An 18,934-nucleotide genomic window follows, 5' to 3' on the forward strand; every position below is an offset into this window, starting at 1 on the left:
GTGTTTAGCCCCGCCCTTGGCGGGGTTTTCTTTTTTAATCACCCACGAAAACGTTTTTCGAATACGAATCCATTTGCTAGTTTTTCATTATTCCCCGTAAAGCTGCAGCATACACGCGTATAAAGCCTACTTCTGCTCGTACTTCAGTCAGATGAACAGAGAGTAAACACTCCCCATGTAGGTTTATGATCAGTCGTTTGACTGGTAATCGCTGATATAGTGAAGTTTAGTAGTCGGTAAAACCATTACACCCCTTATAAAAAAGAAGCAGTTGTCACACCCGCTGCAATTGGGTGCGCTTGCGACTCAACGGGTATGGGCCAGATTGCCCCAGCAAGCTAACAACCTGCGCCATGGAAGGATAAAAGTGTGGTCCCCCCTTAAACCCATCTGGGCAGTTAAGTTTAATTTTGCCTGAGGCGGCTAACCATTGTCGCTTCAATTTCTCACTCGTCGCTTACCAGCCACAAAAAAGCTCTATTCATTTCGCTCTTTCTTAAAGATTATCACCGACGCATAAGGTCAGATTTGAGATTGAAGGGCTTCGCCATGCAACACTTAGAGCATCTACGAACTCCACTATTCGTGGGGCTGGGGTTTGCAACAATTTGTTTTTTCTTGGTGATGTTTCATTGGGCACACCGGCAAGAGGGTATGCCGCAATGGCAGTAGCAATGTTAGTGCAAATGTTGTTGCCAGATCCAATAGCTCAATAGAGGATCGAAACGGTGGCAAAATCAAAGCAGGCAAAACCCTCTCCTGCACAAGCTCAAGATGCTAAGAATCAGTGATAATAGTGGGTAACAGATGTGGAACTACACCAGCTATTACTACGCCGAATGTACACTTTTAATACGTGTTCACCCCGCTAATTAGCGGGGTTTTCTTTTTGTCCCGCAGTGTTATCTAATTCCAGCCATCGATTAAGCATTTGCTCTAACTCAGGTAAGCCTTGCTTATTTAATGCAGAAAATGTGTTTACTGTGACGTCTCCGCAAAACGCGAGCGCCGCTTCTCTAGCCATCAACAATTGTGCCTTACGTTTGCCCGATTTCAGCTTATCTGATTTAGTCAATAACGCCAGTACAGGCAAATTGGCACTCACCGCCCAATGGATTAAATCCTGATCTAGATCTTTAAATGGATGTCGAATATCCATCAACACCACCAGTCCTTTAAGGCACTTGCGTTTCTGTAGATATTCACCTAATGACAGTTGCCACTTTTTCTTCATTGCCAAAGGAACTTGTGCGTAACCGTAACCAGGCAGGTCCACCAGCCGTCGCTGTTCATCCAGCTCAAACACGTTGATCAACTGCGTTCTTCCTGGGGTTTTACTGGTACGGGCAAGATTTCGCTGGCGCGTGAGTGTGTTCAATGCACTGGACTTACCTGCATTGGACCGCCCTGCAAAGGCCACTTCAATGCCCCCCTCATCGGCAAGATGTTTAATATCAGGTGCACTGGTTAAAAATTTCGCTTTTGTATAGTACGTCATGTATCGTAGCTCAAATTTTAGTTGCGCAATATACAACTGAATGACAGGATATTGCGATAAAAAGGGCGAAAAACCATAGTTTTATCATGGAATAGGTTTTTCTAACGCATTAAATGTGTAAAATAGCCATGATAACACGTATAGCACGCGAGCCGTTGGGACAATTACAGAGATAAATTATGAAAAAACTGTGTTTGCTGATAGGAATGACATTTATGCTTAGTGGCGCAGCCGTTGCTAATGGCGATGCTGCTGCGGGCAAAGAGAAAGCAGCGACCTGCGCAGCCTGCCATGGGCCTGATGGAAATAGTGTAATTGAAGCGAATCCAAAATTGGCTGGCCAGCATCCGAACTATCTTGTTAAACAGTTACAAGAATTCAAGCTGGCCGCAGAAACCGGTGGCGAAGAGGGCCGTAACAATGCGGTAATGAACGGTATGGCCGCCCCCCTGTCTCAACAGGATATGGAAGATATCGCAGCGTATTACGCAAGTCAGGAAATGACTTCTGGGACGACGATAGAAGAATATGTTGAGCCTGGCGAAGCATTGTATCGTGGCGGTGACGAAGAACGGGGTATTACGGCGTGTATCGCTTGTCATGGTCCCAATGGGAATGGAATGCAATTAGCAGGTTTTCCAGATATTAGTGGACAACATGCGGCCTATACCGCAGCACAGCTAAACGCCTTTAAAGACGGTCTCCGTCACAATGATATGAACGGTATGATGCGTGATATCGCCCAAAAATTAACTGATGAAGATATTGCCATACTGGCCAGTTACATTTCAGGATTACACTAAATTTCTACTAAATTCATCAATTTGTTAAATAATTGTAATAAAAGTAGTTGAAATTTAAAATCTGTCATGTATTCTACTGCATAACTTTTGATGTCCACGCATAATAATAAAACAATGTGGCCTCAGGGGAATACATAACAATAATAATAAAAAAAGTTGCAAGGACGACGTCATAAAGCGTCAGGAAGACCCAAAACAACAAGAAACGATGCTCTGTCAATAATAAGAAAAAGTAGAGCTTAGCAGGATGCTAACTAGCACACAGAGGTGCAATAACGGGAGAGGTGTCATCAGACACTCATACAAACAAGGTGATAGTTCAGGCTATCGCCTTTTTTTCTTTTGAGACATTACGTTTTTAATGCCAATTCATACCTGCCCTCTTTGCGCAAGCACACACACAGATTTTTATTATGAAGACAGAACTCGTGTCTATCGGCAATGTCGACGGTGTACATTAGTATTCGTGGATAAAAATGACCTGCCCTCTACAAGCACAGAACTAAACGAATACAACTTGCACGAAAACAATTCGGATGATTCAGGCTATCGACAATTTTTATCCAGATTAGCCGTTCCGTTGCTAAAAATTTTACCTCCACAGCAATGTGGTTTGGATTTTGGCTGCGGTCCCTCGCCTGTCCTGGCCGATATGGTGGCTGAGGCGGGGCACCAGGTTGCACTGTACGATCCTTTTTTCCAACCAGACAAATCGGTGTTAGCCGACAAATATGACTTCATTATGTGTACTGAAGCAATTGAACATTTCCATCATCCACAACGTGAGCTTATGTTATTCAGCCAACTCATTAAAAAAGATGGTTGGCTAGCTATTATGACTAAACGCGTACTCAGCAAAACGCGTTTTGCAAACTGGCACTACAAAAATGATCCTACACATGTCAGCTTTTTCAGTGATACAACGTTTGAGTTTATAGCCAGTCAATATGGTTACACCCTGGAATTCGCAGGTGCTGATGTAGTACTTATGCAGAAAATCTAGCGTGTTAACTTGCTTACATTGTTACAATGATTAGAAATCAACCGCACGTTGTTGATAAAACACCGCTATAATAGCGTTCATAATGAAAGTAGAATGTGGAATGATAAATAGCTATGCCGCGTAAAAAGAAGTCCAGAAAAGTAGGTTTAATTGGCGTTCGTAAAGATCCCAACGCCCCGCGTCCCCCGAAAGAACCGAAACGAGGTAAAAAGTCAAAAGGCAAGCCGGCAGGCAGCCGTCACAATGTCGATTCTTCGAATAAACCTGCAGCAGCGAAAAAGGCCCTAAGCGATCCCAGGCTGGGTAGTAAAAAACCCGTATCTTTAGTTCCCAAACCCACCCAAGCAGAAAAGCGTCGTTACGCCACGCCTGCCCAGGAATTAGCTGACATAGAGGCGGATGAACGCCTGACCGTGCTGCTGGACAAATCCGAGAATGGTGTAAAATTAAGTGCGCGCGAACAGCAGTATGTAGATGAAAAACTGGCACGCCATCGCGTTCTTTGTGAATTGCTCGGTATCACTGACGAAGACCAGGAAGAAGACAACGAAGTCTCACCGCTGGACAATATTGAACGATTGAATATAGACGACTTTAAGGATTAATGTTAACTGATGATGTGGATGGGTTTGGCCGTTACAGGCGTAGTTATAATTTTAGCGTTAGGGTTTTATGCAGGTCGGTTGTTATTCCAGCTTAAACAACAAAATCAGCGTCATCAACTTGCAAGAGCACGCCGTACGGCCACCATCGTTGAGAGTATTCAGGTCATTGCCAAAGCCATGCTACAGCAACAATGCGAACTGTCTGAAGGGGCTATCAGGTTATGCAATCTGCTGGAAGCGCTACCTTCCGCATCCCCCCCTGATTATTCCAGACAATACCCGAAGCTTTATGAATTTTTTTACAAAGTCAGTGGCTTCGCTATTTTAGACGCCAGAGCGAAATTGCCCAAGTCGGAGCGAATGCGGCAGGATGTAGCGCGCGCGCAAATCGAGTCTGAATATGAAACAGCAGTATTGAAAGAGCTCCCTGCCCTGCAAGATTACTGCGATACCCTTTAGCGTATTGCCTCTTTGCACACGTCGGCGTAACAGTGGCAATCTGTGGTGTGGTCGTTGACCATACCCACTGCTTGCATAAACGCGTAACAAATCGTTTCACCTACAAAGGTAAACCCTGCTTTTTTCAAAGCTTTCGCCATATTTTTTGATGCAGCAGTACTCACTGGAACTTCTTGCTGGGTTTTCCAATGATTGATAACCGTTTTGCCATCAGTGAACTGCCAGATAAAGTCCGTGAACGACCCCTGTTCCTTAATGGCTAAATAGGCTTCTGCGTTCTTGAATATCGAATTGATTTTAAGCTTGTTACGAATGATTCCTGAATTCTGTATTAGTCTTGCGCGTTCCTCTTCTGGCATGGTCACTATGCTTTTTGCATTAAATTGACAAAACGCATCTTCATAATGTTTTTGTTTACGTAAAATGGTGATCCATGACAACCCTGCCTGCTGACCGTCCAGACAAAGTTTAGCAAATAAAGCGTCATCCTCCCGTTCTGGCCTACCCCAGACTTCGTCGTGATAACGTTGATACAACGGGTCATCGGAGACCCACGCGCATCGATTGAGTTTGCAAGCGGCCATATTTTTTCCCTTATTTGATGATTAAGCAGACTTTAACCCGCTAAAGCCTACATTCATAGACTCACTATCTGTATACTAGGCGACCTTTAATTTGTCACTGAAGCACGTGGTTATAAAGAGAATGCACAATTTCGATATAAAAACCTTTCAGGGGTTAATCCTGGCGTTACAGGATTACTGGGCCCGACAAGGCTGTGTGATTATTCAGCCGTTAGATATGGAAGTGGGCGCGGGTACGTTTCATCCCATGACATTTTTGCGCTCCCTTGGCCCTGAGCCAATTAGCAGCGCCTACGTGCAACCCTGTCGCCGTCCCACTGATGGTCGCTATGGCGAAAATCCTAACCGCTTGCAACATTATTATCAGTTTCAGGTGATGCTGAAACCCTCCCCAGACAATATCCAGGAGTTATATCTTGGTTCACTAAAAGAGCTTGGATTTGATCCCCTGGTTCATGACATCCGTTTTGTTGAAGACAACTGGGAATCGCCAACGCTCGGTGCCTGGGGGCTTGGCTGGGAAGTGTGGCTAAATGGAATGGAAGTTACCCAATTCACTTATTTCCAGCAGGTGGGTGGACTCGAATGTAAGCCGGTAACTGGGGAGATCACCTACGGGCTTGAGCGTCTTGCCATGTATATCCAGGGCGTCGACAGTATCTATGATCTGGTGTGGACAGACGGGCCATTAGGTAAAGTGACCTATGGTGATGTGTTTCATCAAAATGAAGTAGAACAGTCTACTTACAACTTTGAACATGCGAACGTTGAGGTATTATTCAGAACATTTGATGAGTGTGAAGCAGCCAGTCAATTGTTAATTGAAAAGAATCTCCCGCTTCCTGCCTATGAGCAGGTAATGAAGGCCTCTCACGCGTTTAACTTACTCGATGCCCGCCACGCCATTTCGGTCACCGAGCGTCAACGTTATATATTGCGGGTGAGAGCTCTCGCCAAAGCCTGTGCAGAAAGTTATTACCAAGCCCGTGAAGAATTGGGCTTCCCATTGTGCAAAAAGGAGCAGTAATCGTGCGCAAAGAGAATCTTCTTATTGAGTTAGGCACAGAAGAATTGCCACCGAAAGCGCTCAAAACCTTAGCAACGAGCTTTGCAGAAAATATTCACGCAGGGCTAACCAACGCCGAACTTTCTTTTGAGGCTATCGAATGGTTTGCCGCGCCCCGTCGTCTGGCTGTGTTAGTTAAAAAACTCGATGCTACGCAGCAAGATAAGACGGTAGAAAAACGCGGCCCGGCGGTCAGCGCCGCGTTTGATGAAAAGGGCGAACCTACTAAAGCTGCACTGGGCTGGGCCCGTGGTAACGGCATAGAAATTAGTGATGCAGAACGGCTGGTGACAGAGAAAGGTGAATGGTTACTCTATAAGGCCCACCAAGCTGGACAATCTATCAATGCGTTACTTGAAGGTATTTTGACTCAGGCATTATCAAAACTGCCCATTCCTAAACCGATGCGCTGGGGACATCACACTACGCAATTTATTCGTCCGGTGCATACCTTGTGTGTACTTTTCGGCAGTGAGGTGATTGAAGCAAAGGCGTTGGGTCTAAGCAGCGATAATAAAGTCAATGGTCATCGCTTTCATGGCGAACAAGGCGTTACTGTGGCGCATGCAGATGAATATCTGGCCACGCTGGAAAAACAGCATGTCATCGCCGATTTTAAGCAACGCACACTGCTGGTACGGCAGGAACTTGAAAAAAACGCCGCCCAGCTTGGCTTAAAGCCCGACTTTGATGAGTTACTGCTAGAGGAGATTGCCTCTCTTGTAGAATGGCCAGTGGTACTGACAGCCTCCTTTGACACCTCATTCTTGCAGGTTCCCAAGGAAGCGCTTATCTATACCATGAAAGATGATCAAAAATATGTCCCATTACTGCACGAAGACGGGGAACTTAGTAACCAGTTCTTGTTCGTCAGCAATATTCAAAGCCGTGATCCCATCCAGGTGATCAGTGGCAACGAAAAAGTTATTCGTCCACGTTTGGCCGACGCAGAATTTTTCTTTAATTCCGATAAGAAGCATTCATTGGCAAGCCGCTTAAACAGCCTCGATTCTGTGCTATTCCAGAAACAGTTAGGTACGTTAAAAGACAAGTCTCAACGCATCGCAACGCTGTCGTCCTATATAGCCCAACAAATTAACGCCGATGCGGCACTTGCTTATCGTGCGGGGGAATTAGCCAAAGCCGATCTGATGACCAATATGGTCATGGAATTTCCTGATGTGCAGGGCGTAATGGGCAAATATTACGCGCTTCACGATGGCGAATCAGAGGAAGTAGCTAATGCCCTTTACGACCAATATCTGCCCCGTTTTGCAGGTGACGACTTGCCCGCTCATCCGGTCAGTGCCTCAGTAGCGCTAGCAGACAAAATCGATACTTTGGTAGGGATTTTCGGTATCGGTCAATTGCCCAAAGGGGACAAAGACCCGTTTGCCCTGCGGCGGGCCGCAATTGGTCTATTGCGGATCATCAGTGAGCTTAAACTACCCCTCGACTTAGAGGATCTGGTAGGTAAAGCGATTGAAATCTACGCAGAAAAAATTACCAATGAAGACTGCCATCAACAGGTAGTCGACTTCGTGCTGGGTCGTTTTAATGCCTTGTTGCAGGATCAAGGCATAAGTATCGACGTCATTCAGGCGGTCAGTGCGCGTCGTCCGACCCAACCGACAGATTTTGTTGCACGTATACAGGCAGTAAGTACGTTCAAGGCTCTCGACGCCGCAGAAGCGCTGGCAGCAGCAAATAAGCGGGTAGCCAACATTCTAGCCAAACAACATGTTGAAACCGGGGTGAAGGTTGAAAGCGCCTTGCTGACCGAATCAGCTGAGCAAACCCTTTACCATGAGCTGGAGTCCGCCAGGACCGAACTGAATATGGCCATAGAGCAACAAGACTACACAACGGTGTTAACTCGGTTAGCCCAGTTGCGAGAAAGTATTGATGCTTTTTTTGATAACGTGATGGTCATGACTGATGACAATGCCGTAAGAGATAATCGCCTGGCATTACTGTTGATGCTACGTGAACTCTTTATGGTGACAGCGGATATTTCCCTGTTAGCCAAAAACTAACACTACTAAGGGTATTTGTGACACTACGAACACTTGGAATCATTACCATGCTTGCCTTGTCCGGTTGTGCTGCACAGCCGGGCAGTCAACCGTCTTCTCAGGGCAGTAACGTAAATGTAGCCCTGGAGGATCTGTATATTCGTGGGGTATTTAATTGGTGGGAAGCCAAAGAAAATCACCGGATAAATTTGAAAGGCAGGCAAGGTGTGGTTGACGTAGACCTTATTGCGGATGGTCAACCTAACGATTTCAAGTTTTCAAACCAGTACTGGAGTCCGTCACAAACCTGCGGTGGCCGTTATGCAGGCCAACTGGTTTCAACACGAAGTACCCTTTACTTAACTTGTGGAGCAGACGCGCAAAATTTACAGTTCACCCCATCAGATGACGGTACGTATCGATTCATCATCAATGATGCAGGAAGAGGTGAATTTACCTTAAGCGTTATTCAGGTCAAATAAATTAATAGGCCATGCTGCGAAACGGTCGCCGCTTGGCTTTAGCGGTTAAGACGCTTAACCAGGTGACTTAGTTTTACTGCAACCATGCCTACTGGCTTTCCCATGAACAGAGAGATCAGGAATGCTGCAGGCCACGCCAAAATAAAGGCTTTCATCCAGGCTTCGCCAAGACCATCTACCCAACCGATATTTATAAAGGTCACCCATCCAGACATCAGGGTTGATAGAACCAACGACATACAAAACGCGTAACAGAATTTATCCCGGTTAATCAAACCTGCTCCTCACATTTGATTTAATTGAAATGCAATGAAAGGGTAAAACAATCAAAGATTAACTGCTAGTAACCCAGTCGAATACTCGCCAATCTCACCACTATGCAAACACAACGATGCGCCCACGCGCAGAATTAATCTGATGCATACGTATTCACACCACATACACTTGGCAGCGTTCTACAACTCCCTTACTCTTTGTTGATTAATTGTTAATCATTTACATTTTAGCTACATACCGTGTCAGCTAACCAAGGAGCCGTTATGCGCGCGTTATTTGTCAGTATTGTTCTCTTTTTTCTTACCTCCCTAGCATACGCTCAAGATTGGCGATCGCCCGACCAGGTAGCAGTATCTAATCCGTCAAAGCCTCGTCATTTGCCCGGTGGGGCAATGGAAATCACCGTCGACATCACTAACGCCAGTAATCAGCAACTTATCGGCCCGTTCCGCTTAGTAGTTAACGAAAGCTCTCATTCTCTGTTGGATTTAGATGGCGTTGACAACGGCAATGCTTACAAAATCTTGCCTTTTACGGTATTGGGTGCGCGCACAACCAATCAAGTTGTACTAAGACTAGGACAGGAACGTAAACCGTTTAATTTCGATTTCAGCGTGGAAAGCCGTGGCGCGAGTACAGCCGGTAACGTACTGCAATTAGCCGATGATCAAATCGCGCTATTCTATAAACGGAAAGATCATGATTATGCGGGTTGGGGTTTACACCTATGGAGTGGACAGGCTTGCGGCAATTATGCAGAACCCACTACCCTCAGCCCCCATTTCAATAACTGGGGCTCACCCTACCCTGCGGACGGTATACATCCGCAATATGGTGCTTACTTTATTTTAACCGTTGAGCCGGGTGCGCAATGCTATAACTATATTGTTCATAAAGGCGATGAGCGCGGTGTAGGTAGTGGTGATCAACAGTTTGTCCCCGCAGAAGGTCAAGAAGCCTTTACATTTCATGGCAATGACAATATGTGGTATTTCCCCGTTTCTACACCGCCCGTTTTCGCCACTGGGGCCAGTGCACACTGGCTAACGCCAGGCACCTTGGTATGGGCAAATGCTATAGAGGCAGCAGAATACCGTTTATATCACTCTACCGAAGCCAACATGGCCATCGTCTTTGGGTTACTGGCAAATGAGGGTGAGTCGGTAAACTTAATCCCCTCCGATTGGGATGCGTCACTTAAACAACAATTCCCCCATTTAAGCAGCTTTACTGGCTTCAACGTTCCGGTCTCTGTAGATGATGCCAAGAAAATGGCGAAAGATCAGTTAATTGTAGTGGCTCTCGATAATGACAACAATGTCTTAGCGGCAACCTACGTTCAACGGGCTACGCTGCTCGATTCGCTCTATACGGCGGGCGATAACGATGCTGATGAAGCTGATCTGGGGGTGATGTATGCCGGAGATAATGTATCAGTAACAGTGTGGGCCCCCACCGCACAGAGCGTTTCGATTCATCTGTACAATCGTAATTTGAAATGGATGGGAAGATCATCTGGCAAGAAACCCATGCACTACGATCCTCACACGGGTTTTTGGCGCTTTGAGGGTAACAAGCGTACGCTAGATCGAAAATATTATCGGTTTGAAGTCACTGCATACCACCCACTTACCGATAATATCGAAACAATGATGACATCAGATCCCTACTCACTGACGTTATCTGACAATGGCATTCACAGCCAATTTATAAATTTAAATGATGCTGATTTACAACCTGCCGGATGGCGCAACCATAGTGTTCCAACGGTGTCCAATCCTGAGGACGCAGTGATCTATGAAACGCATATTCGTGATTTTAGTAATCTTGACCCCTCTGTTCTACCAGAATATCAGGGTAAGTATATGGCGTTTACGCAAACGGATTCACAGCCTGTGCAACATTTACAGCAACTCGCTGATGCAGGACTTACCCATATCCATCTACTTCCTGCAAATGATATCGCTTCAATTGAAGAAAACCGTGATCAACGTGTGGAAATTACGGATACGGTGGGCACATTGTGCCAGCGTAAGCCTTCTGCCATTGTGTGTGATGTGGCGTCACCCTCATCGCGTTTGATTGACGTGTTAGAAAGTTACGAACCTGATACGGGCGATTCCCAGGCTTTAGTAGATGATTTTCGTGGAATGGACGGTTTTAACTGGGGGTACGATCCGCATCATTTCGCTGCACCAGAAGGCAGCTACGCCACCGATGCATCGGGAGAAAGTCGCGTACGCGAAATGCGGGCGATGAATATGGCGCTTCACAATATGGGATTGCGAAGTATTTTGGATGTGGTTTACAACCACACAGCGTCGTCAGGACTGTATGATAAATCTGTTCTAGATAAGGTCGTACCCGGTTATTACCACCGCCTGAATGAGTACACTGGCGCTATCGAACGTTCCACTTGCTGCGAAAACACCGCTACCGAAAACCGAATGATGGAAAAACTGATGATTGATTCATTAGTCATTTTCGCTCGCGATTATGGTTTTGATGGTTTTCGATTTGATTTAATGGGGCATGTTCCTAAAGCGTCCGTCGAACGCGCTCGGGCTGCGGTGCAAGCAGTTGATCCTGATTCTTACTTTTACGGAGAAGGCTGGAATTTTGGCGAAGTTGCCAACGACCGCCGTTTTGTACAGGCTTCTCAGCTAAATATGGCAGGTACCGAAATTGGCACCTTCTCAGACCGCCAGCGAGAAGCCGTGCGCGGCGCTACGCTTTTCACCGGTGCAGGCAATGTAAATGAACAGGATGTGATCCGTATAGGCATGGCGGGGAATATGGCCGATATGCAATTCGTGGCGGCTAATGGCCAATACGTGAAAATGTACGATTATCAATGGAATGGCCAGCCTGCGGGGTACAGTAGTGATCCCGCCGATACGATTAACTACATATCAAAACATGATAACGAAACATTGTGGGACCAACTGCAGTTAATGCTGCCGGATTCGTTGTCGGTTAGTGAACGCGCCCGCATTCAAGCGGTTGCGCTCTCTATCCCCATCTTAAGTCAGGGTATTCCTTTCCTGCATATGGGCTCGGAACTGCTGCGGTCCAAATCATTAGACAGAAATTCTTACGACGCAGGCGACTGGTTCAACAAAGTTGATTTTTCAATGACGCAAAGCAATTGGAATATTGGGCTCCCCTTAGCTCAGGATAATGCGAGCAAGTGGGAGACCATGAAAAAAATTATCAACAACCCTGCCACTGCGCCAGATAGTGATCTAATGCACGCCACATTTGAGCGATTTAAAGAATGGTTGTCTATCCGCCAGTCGTCCGTGTTATTTCGGTTACCAACCCAACAAGATATCATTGAGCGTCTATCCTTTCGCAACACTGGTTTTGAACAGCAAATCGGCTTAATAGTGATGGCTTTAGATGACGGCATTGGGGTGACCGATATTGACCCACTACATGATGCAATAGTGGTAGTCGTGAATGGTTCCAGCGCAACCGTTGATGTGCCGTTACCACAGGCAGACCAATTTAAATTACACCCGGTACAAGTTGGTTCAACTGATATTGCATTAAGCTCAGTAACGATAAGCCAAAACGCATTTACCGTTCCTGCTCAAACCACGGCGGTATTTGTAAAGCCGCAAAACGGGGCTCAAGGTGAGGGCATTTCTGCACGCCCCCCACTTGGCGATCAAGAGATATACTTGCGCGGAGACATGAATGGCTGGGGCATTGATCACCCATTGGCTTATCAGGGGAATGGACGTTACGGCGTCACCTTGGACCTGACTGCCGGCGTGTATCAGTTTAAATTGGCAAGTGAAGGTTGGAACTTGCAGTACGGTGGTGGCTTTGCTATACCGCTAAATGAAGCCTACAACATTTATGAATATGGCGATAATTTAAGGGTTTCCCTAGCCCAGAGTACTAGCGTGACGTTCACACTTACTTTGTCAGATACCTCACCTCCAACATTGCTGCTAGCTGCTGATGTAGATGATACGCCCCCTGCGCCCTATGGGGAAACGCAAGTGTTTTTACGCGGCACGATGAACGGCTGGGGCACCGACAATCCCCTTATCTACCATGGCAATGGTCGTTATACCGTTTCTCGCGGACTTAACGAGGGCAGTTATAACTTTAAATTAGCAAGTCAGGATTGGTCTACCGTTAACATCGGTGTCACTACCACGGGCCAGGAAATAGTGCTAAATACGCCTTGGGACATGGTTAATGGCGACAGCCATGATGTTACCGTAGTTATCCCTTACGCTGGTAACTATTTGTTTGAAATTGATGCTACTGAGCCTTTCACACCTAGGGTAACGGTAAAAGAAGACATTGGGCCACTAGCAGCCACTCCCTATATTCGCGGAGCGTTTAACGGATGGGGAACCTCTCATCCGATGGTTTATATCGGCAACGGCAAATATCAGACGGATATCCAAATGCAGGTGGGTCAATATCAATTCAAAGTCGCCAGCAGTGATTGGTCAGCCCTTGATTATGGTTCGTTTGAACAGGCTGTCGTGGGAAAGACCATACAACTTGAAGGTAAAAACAATATTAATTTGGATATTACCCAAAGCGGCGTACGCCGTTTTACTATGAACGTGTTCGCGACTCCTTTTACCCTGCGACTAGAATAAGGTTTACGTATTGCACACTCTTTTACGGGGTGTGCAATATTGCTTAGCGACGTTCTTTTAGTGATTACATACCAGTTGCGCGTTTCCTGGTTAGAGAACTTTTTAACTCTTCATTAAAAGGTGCTTCATACTGCCATGCTTTACATGCATTTATGTGAGTTGGTACGTCGCTTTTATCCTGTAGCTCGCACCTCATTGTGAGTTGCTTAAGGCTACGATCGGGAGGTAAGACGCAAGTTATCCTTATGTTTTTAGCCGTTTAGAGTACCGGACAGTTGCGTCACCTTTATTATCAAAACTTCTTAAGTTTACTTATTTCTAGCTACTGCTGACGTCCATTCAAGCTATAGCTCGCACCCCCGCAGTGTAAGTAACCGCTTATTTTATAAGCCGCCAAGTAACAATTGTCTTTTCGTTCTCTTATCTATATGCTGGTTTTGCATCTCAAATGACGATTCTTTGTGGTTTTCGACGCTTATTTTGCACATATATATGTATGCAATATCTCGGGAGTGCGATTCATTTGTAGAGTGGTCATCATGCTAGATAAACTTAAACTGAGTCGCAACTGGGACAATTCTGAAAAGTGACACCATCTATTTTAGACGACATTAAACGCATTCAAGCCATTGAATCGGTCCCCCATATTTTAAAAATGCTCTCGGAAGCAACTGGTCTTCGCTTTATCTGCATAGCGAGAGTCACCGAGAATAAATGGACAATGTGTGCGGTGCTGGATTTAGTTAATTTTGATTTAACACCTGGCGATGAACTTGCGATTCATACCACCTTTTGTTCACAGGTAAGAAGTACTTCAAAGCCGGTCATAATTAATAGCGTTCACAATGATCAAACTTACCATGATAGTCCCATTCCTAAAATGTATAACTTCGAGAGTTATTTTTCGTATCCAATATATGATCAAGACGGGTCATTTTTTGGCACCTTGTGTGGATTGGATCCGAAAGCGGCTGATTTGAAAAATGAACGAATTGAAAGTCAGATTCAAGCATTCTCAAATTTACTTTCTCGTCAATTGATGGCGCAGGAACGCATAGACAAGTTACAGACGGCTTTGTCTGATGAAAAGGAAATTGCACGGTTGCGTGAACAATATATTGCCATTCTTGGGCACGATATCCGCACCCCCTTATCTTCTTTATCCTTATGTGTAGACCTCCTTAAAGACCATACTAATGATACGTTTATAAATAAGATTCTCGGTAAAATGACAAACAGTGTGGCGAGGATGAATGGATTGATTAACGATGTTATGGACTTCACGTATGGTCGTGTTGGTGATGGCCTCAAATTAAATCTCAGGCCGATAGAAGACCTTTCCCCCGGCCTTGAACATACTATTTCAGAACTTGCTGGGCTTCACTCAACATGTGAGATCATCGCAGATATCCAGCTTAAAAGAGCTTTAGTTTGCGATTCAGACCGTATATGTCAGTTGCTATCAAATCTATTAGTGAATGCGATAACGCACGGGGACAATACCCAACCAATCTATGTCACCGCATATATACAAAATGGACAGTTTACACTTGAAGTAAAGAATCAAGGGAAAACCATCCCTACCACCACGCTGGAAAGTTTATTTCAACCTTTCTGGCGTAGTTTACAAGATAAGAATAGTAAAGGTCTCGGTTTAGGGCTATTTATTGCGTCTGAGATAGCTAAAGCCCATGAGGGGAAACTAACGGTTGCCTCGCACAATCAGGAAACCCTATTTACCTTCACTATGTCCATATAGGGGCAGATGGCTCCGCGCGCTAAACAAAGTATTATGCCGCGACGGTGACACTCTTTATGTATTATTACCCACAAATTTACTACCTGCATTTACCTATCGCTGTTCTGCTATTTTCTATAAAAAAACGGCCTTAAAAGGCCGCTTTTGGGTAATCAAAAATTCACGCAGTTGAAAGTGCTATACGTCAAGGTTCTCTACTTTAAGCGCATTGGCTTCAATAAAGGCCCGACGCGGTTCGACCTGGTCACCCATTAATGTTGTAAACAACTGATCACAGGCGATCGCATCTTCGATGGTGACTTGCAACATACGGCGACTAGTAGGATCCATAGTTGTCTCCCAAAGCTGTTCAGGATTCATTTCCCCTAGCCCTTTGTAGCGCTGTATATACTGCCCCCGTTTCGCTTCGGCCATTAACCAATCTAATGCTTCTTTGAACGACCTGATGGGATGTTTACGCTCTCCACGTTGGACAAAAGCCCCTTCATCCATCATGTTGTTAATCGCATCATTCAGGTTACGAATCTTTTCATACTCTGTAGAATCGATAAAATCATGATTAAGTTTGTATTCGTAATCAATACCGTGCATACGCATAATTATGGAAATATAGAATTCACTCATTTCCTCATCGCGCTTTATTTCAAATCGGAATTCTGCACCGTCAGACGATTTTTTGTCGTTAAGACTAGCCACTAACAATTCTGCTATTTGTTGCAGTGCCGCTTCGTTTTTCAAGTCTTCCAGTTTAATCGTGTTAGAGTACAGTAAGCGATATAAAATGACTTCTGGCATCACCCTGCGCATACGCGTAATCATTTTTTCTACACTCTGGTATTGCTTGACCAGTTGCTCTAAGCCCACTCCGCTAATTGGTGCGGCATCTTCACTCGCATATAAAGCTGCACCATCTAGGGCAATAGAAGTAAGATACTGAACCAGTGAATCGTCATCTTTTAGATATTGTTCTTGCTTACCTTTTTTGACCTTGTACAAAGGAGGCTGGGCAATGTAAACATATCCGCGCTCAATTATTTCTGGCATCTGGCGATAAAAGAACGTTAGCAGCAAGGTGCGGATATGTGAACCATCTACGTCCGCATCGGTCATAATGATGATACGATGGTATCGCAACTTGTCCGGATTGTATTCGTCTCTGCCGATTCCACAGCCAAGGGCGGTAATTAACGTAGCCACTTCCTGTGACGATAACATCTTATCGAAACGAGCTTTTTCTACGTTCAGAATTTTTCCTTTAAGCGGTAAAATGGCTTGATACTTACGGCTTCGACCCTGTTTAGCAGATCCTCCTGCCGAGTCACCCTCCACTATGTACAATTCACTTAAAGCTGGGTCTTTCTCCTGACAATCAGCCAATTTACCGGGTAGGCCAGCCAGGTCTAATGCCCCTTTTCTACGGGTCATCTCCCGCGCTTTTCTAGCAGCCTCACGAGCCCGTGCCGCATCGATTATTTTAGACGCAATGATTTTACTTTCAGTAGGATTTTCTAAAAGGAATTCTGCAAGCTTTTCATTCATAGTCGACTCAACGGCCGGACGCACCTCTGAAGAAACTAATTTATCTTTGGTTTGCGATGAAAACTTGGGGTCAGGTACTTTAACAGAAACTACTGCGGTCAAGCCTTCACGGGCATCATCCCCACTCGCATTAGTTTTAGCCTTCTTGTTAAGGCCTTCCTGTTCCATGTAGTTATTTAGTGTACGTGTTAACGCACCGCGGAAACCTGCTAAGTGTGTACCACCATCGCGCTGTGGGATGTTATTAGTGAAACAGAAAATATTTTCCTGAAAACTGTCATTCCATTGCATTGCTACTTCAACAGAAATACCGTCTTCCTCACGTTCATGGGCAAAATGAAAGACTTTATGATGAACAGGTGTTTTATTCTGGTTCAGGTATTCAACAAACGCTTGTATACCACCTTCATATTTAAAATGGTCTTCTTTACCGTCGCGCTCATCTAGTAACTTTATCGACACACCAGAATTTAAGAAAGATAACTCTCTTAAACGCTTAGCGAGAATATCGTAGTGAAATTCAACGTCTGAAAATGTATCTTCACTGGGCCAAAAACGTAGAGAGGTACCGGTTTTGTCCGTTTCGCCGATTACGGCCAGGGGCGCCTGGGGTACGCCATGCTGATACTCTTGTTCATGGGTTTTACCTTGTCGACGGATCCGTAGCTTTAGTTTTCTGGAGAGTGCATTGACCACCGAAACCCCTACACCATGAAGACCACCCGAGACTTTATACGAGTTATCGTCAAACTTTCCGCCGGCGTGCAGGACAGTCATAATTACTTCAGCTGCGGATACACCTTCTTCTTCATGTATAGAAGTTGGAATTCCTCGTCCATCGTCGGAAACGGAAACGGAACCATCGGAATGGATTTGAACAACGATTTCACTGCAGTGTCCAGCTAACGCCTCATCGATGGAATTATCTACAACCTCAAATACCATGTGGTGTAGGCCGGTACCATCGTCAGTATCACCAATATACATCCCCGGACGCTTACGTACTGCGTCTAACCCCTTCAGTACCTTAATACTGGAAGAATCGTAATTTTGCTGTTCTGACATACTTAGTTGCTCTCCTCTTTCACGATGCCATGTTCCACGTGAAACATTTTTTTATCGTTATAATTCTCTACAAAGTCGATTTTCTCATCGACTATTGCAGTTACGACTACTTGCGTATCGGTGTCTAATAAACGCGTTAGAAACTTTTCTCTACGTATGTTATCTAATTCTGCACCTATATCATCAAGTAGAAATATACTTTGACGTTGCGACTGGGCGGTAAATAACTGGGTTTGAGCAAGTTGCAATGCCGCGACTGTCATTCTAAGCTGACCTCTGGACAGCATTTCCTGTGCAGCGAAGTTATTTACCTTTAATTTTAAATCGGCTTTATGAGGGCCAACTGAGGTGTATCCCACCTTGTAATCATATTCGCGCTTTTTCGCTAACGCCTCTTCAAAAGATAGCTGTTTTTCCCACCCCCTATAATAAGCAATTTCTACGGAAAACTCAGGTAAAAATTGCTCCATAATAGCTTTAAAAAACGGGAAAACCTCCTGAATGTAACGTTGTCGACTTAAATCAATTAGTTCTGCAGCTTCAATGAGTTTATCAGACCAAAAACTATGTTCTGCTGTTGATAGATCACTACCTTGTTTTAATATTGCGTTTCGCTGTTTTAATAGCGAAAGATAGATTTTTGCATGCTCTCTGAAAGAATGTTCCACGTGGAACAATCCCCAATCAATAAACCGGCGTCGTTCTGAAGGCGTACCAACAAGTAAATCGGTGCTTTGGGGCGTGAACAGTTGCACTGGAACCATGCTAACCAGGTCGGACAGTTTCTTAGAGTGTTCACCATTGATGCTGCAGGTAACCTCGTGCTTGCGTGTACGTTGTAAACCCACTCTACTCAGATTACCCGTGTCGTCATTACATTTGGCGAAAACACTAAACGCCCCTACGCTTTCCCGAATTACAGATTCATGCCTGCTCGTCCGGAATGAACGGCCGTAACCTAAATAATAAATCGCTTCAATCAGAGAAGACTTTCCACTGCCATTTTGCCCTCTGATAACCGATAGCGAAGGTGACAAATCTAAACAAGCCGAGGAAATATTTCTAAAATTTGTGATCTGGACTTGCGCCAGTTTCATAGGGGACTCAAAATCTAATATAGCTGATTAACGCACTCTACTCTATTAAAAG

General features: G+C 45.0%; 14 protein-coding genes. 9 read left to right on the forward strand and 5 right to left on the reverse strand.

Annotated features, from left to right (window positions below; genetic code table 11):
• Positions 1 to 868: 868 nt before the first annotated feature.
• A complete protein-coding gene (yihA, locus tag OPS25_RS10150) occupies positions 869 to 1,498 on the reverse strand; it encodes a ribosome biogenesis GTP-binding protein YihA/YsxC (RefSeq protein ID WP_265617609.1) in 630 nt (209 codons plus the stop codon).
• 179 nt (positions 1,499 to 1,677) lie between these two features.
• On the opposite strand from yihA, the gene OPS25_RS10155 reads away from it, so the two are divergent.
• The 4 genes from OPS25_RS10155 to OPS25_RS10170 all read left to right on the forward strand — a co-directional run bounded on the left by OPS25_RS10155 (position 1,678) and on the right by OPS25_RS10170 (position 4,368).
• On the forward strand, positions 1,678 to 2,301 hold the full coding sequence (locus tag OPS25_RS10155) for a c-type cytochrome (protein WP_265617610.1): 624 nt from the start codon (positions 1,678 to 1,680) through the stop codon (positions 2,299 to 2,301).
• Between the two features lie 466 nt (positions 2,302 to 2,767).
• On the forward strand, positions 2,768 to 3,304 hold the full coding sequence (locus OPS25_RS10160; RefSeq protein WP_320411955.1) for a class I SAM-dependent methyltransferase: 537 nt from the start codon (positions 2,768 to 2,770) through the stop codon (positions 3,302 to 3,304).
• A gap of 113 nt (positions 3,305 to 3,417) precedes the next feature.
• On the forward strand, positions 3,418 to 3,909 hold the full coding sequence (gene yihI, locus OPS25_RS10165; RefSeq protein ID WP_265617612.1) for a Der GTPase-activating protein YihI: 492 nt from the start codon (positions 3,418 to 3,420) through the stop codon (positions 3,907 to 3,909).
• Between the two features lie 9 nt (positions 3,910 to 3,918).
• On the forward strand, positions 3,919 to 4,368 hold the full coding sequence (locus tag OPS25_RS10170) for a DUF2489 domain-containing protein (protein WP_265617613.1): 450 nt from the start codon (positions 3,919 to 3,921) through the stop codon (positions 4,366 to 4,368).
• On the opposite strand, the gene OPS25_RS10175 is transcribed toward OPS25_RS10170, so the two are convergent.
• A complete protein-coding gene (locus OPS25_RS10175) occupies positions 4,365 to 4,952 on the reverse strand; it encodes a DNA-3-methyladenine glycosylase I (RefSeq protein ID WP_265617614.1) in 588 nt (195 codons plus the stop codon). The two genes, OPS25_RS10170 and OPS25_RS10175, sit on opposite strands and share 4 nt — an antisense overlap.
• A gap of 121 nt (positions 4,953 to 5,073) precedes the next feature.
• Here OPS25_RS10175 and glyQ point away from each other — a divergent pair, with 121 nt between their 5' ends.
• Genes glyQ through OPS25_RS10190 form a run of 3 tightly spaced genes read left to right on the forward strand, consistent with a single transcriptional unit; the run spans position 5,074 to position 8,515 of the window.
• Positions 5,074 to 5,979, forward strand: a complete 906-nt coding sequence (glyQ, locus tag OPS25_RS10180) for a glycine--tRNA ligase subunit alpha (protein ID WP_265617615.1) — start codon at positions 5,074 to 5,076, stop codon at positions 5,977 to 5,979.
• Between the two features lie 2 nt (positions 5,980 to 5,981).
• Entirely contained in the window at positions 5,982 to 8,054 is a 2,073-nt protein-coding gene (gene glyS, locus OPS25_RS10185; RefSeq protein ID WP_265617616.1) for a glycine--tRNA ligase subunit beta, read from the forward strand.
• Between the two features lie 17 nt (positions 8,055 to 8,071).
• Positions 8,072 to 8,515, forward strand: coding sequence for a hypothetical protein (locus OPS25_RS10190; protein ID WP_265617617.1), 444 nt, complete (start codon positions 8,072 to 8,074; stop codon positions 8,513 to 8,515).
• 38 nt (positions 8,516 to 8,553) lie between these two features.
• On the opposite strand, the gene OPS25_RS10195 is transcribed toward OPS25_RS10190, so the two are convergent.
• Positions 8,554 to 8,754 (reverse strand): DUF2798 domain-containing protein, encoded by a 201-nt coding sequence (locus OPS25_RS10195; RefSeq protein ID WP_265617618.1) that lies wholly within the window; start codon positions 8,752 to 8,754, stop codon positions 8,554 to 8,556.
• A 300-nt stretch (positions 8,755 to 9,054) separates the two neighbouring features.
• Here OPS25_RS10195 and pulA point away from each other — a divergent pair, with 300 nt between their 5' ends.
• Both pulA and OPS25_RS15925 read left to right on the forward strand, forming a co-directional pair.
• Positions 9,055 to 13,422, forward strand: coding sequence for a pullulanase-type alpha-1,6-glucosidase (gene pulA / locus OPS25_RS10200; RefSeq protein WP_265617619.1), 4,368 nt, complete (start codon positions 9,055 to 9,057; stop codon positions 13,420 to 13,422).
• Between the two features lie 586 nt (positions 13,423 to 14,008).
• Complete coding sequence (locus OPS25_RS15925) at positions 14,009 to 15,181, forward strand: GAF domain-containing sensor histidine kinase (protein WP_265617620.1); 1,173 nt, start codon at positions 14,009 to 14,011, stop codon at positions 15,179 to 15,181.
• 177 nt (positions 15,182 to 15,358) lie between these two features.
• On the opposite strand, the gene gyrB is transcribed toward OPS25_RS15925, so the two are convergent.
• A complete protein-coding gene (gyrB, locus tag OPS25_RS10210) occupies positions 15,359 to 17,785 on the reverse strand; it encodes a DNA topoisomerase (ATP-hydrolyzing) subunit B (protein ID WP_265617621.1) in 2,427 nt (808 codons plus the stop codon).
• Positions 17,786 to 17,787: 2 nt separating this feature from the next.
• The gene (gene recF, locus OPS25_RS10215; protein WP_265617622.1) at positions 17,788 to 18,882 is read right to left on the reverse strand and encodes a DNA replication/repair protein RecF; all 1,095 of its coding nucleotides are present in this window, start codon (positions 18,880 to 18,882) and stop codon (positions 17,788 to 17,790) included.
• Positions 18,883 to 18,934: the final 52 nt, after the last annotated feature.

Source organism: Alteromonas aquimaris (assembly GCF_026183695.1).
GTDB lineage: Bacteria > Pseudomonadota > Gammaproteobacteria > Enterobacterales > Alteromonadaceae > Alteromonas > Alteromonas aquimaris.

Excerpts from the sequence above, each read along its gene's own strand:
- yihA (WP_265617609.1), bottom strand. The coding sequence starts at position 1,498 with ATGACGTACTATACAAAAGCGAAATTTTTAACCAGTGCACCTGATATT.
- OPS25_RS10155 (WP_265617610.1), top strand. The coding sequence starts at position 1,678 with ATGAAAAAACTGTGTTTGCTGATAGGAATGACATTTATGCTTAGTGGC.
- yihI (WP_265617612.1), top strand. The coding sequence starts at position 3,418 with ATGCCGCGTAAAAAGAAGTCCAGAAAAGTAGGTTTAATTGGCGTTCGT.
- OPS25_RS10170 (WP_265617613.1), top strand. The coding sequence starts at position 3,919 with ATGATGTGGATGGGTTTGGCCGTTACAGGCGTAGTTATAATTTTAGCG.
- OPS25_RS10175 (WP_265617614.1), bottom strand. The coding sequence starts at position 4,952 with ATGGCCGCTTGCAAACTCAATCGATGCGCGTGGGTCTCCGATGACCCG.
- glyQ (WP_265617615.1), top strand. The coding sequence starts at position 5,074 with ATGCACAATTTCGATATAAAAACCTTTCAGGGGTTAATCCTGGCGTTA.
- OPS25_RS10195 (WP_265617618.1), bottom strand. The coding sequence starts at position 8,754 with ATGTCGTTGGTTCTATCAACCCTGATGTCTGGATGGGTGACCTTTATA.
- pulA (WP_265617619.1), top strand. The coding sequence starts at position 9,055 with ATGCGCGCGTTATTTGTCAGTATTGTTCTCTTTTTTCTTACCTCCCTA.
- gyrB (WP_265617621.1), bottom strand. The coding sequence starts at position 17,785 with ATGTCAGAACAGCAAAATTACGATTCTTCCAGTATTAAGGTACTGAAG.
- recF (WP_265617622.1), bottom strand. The coding sequence starts at position 18,882 with ATGAAACTGGCGCAAGTCCAGATCACAAATTTTAGAAATATTTCCTCG.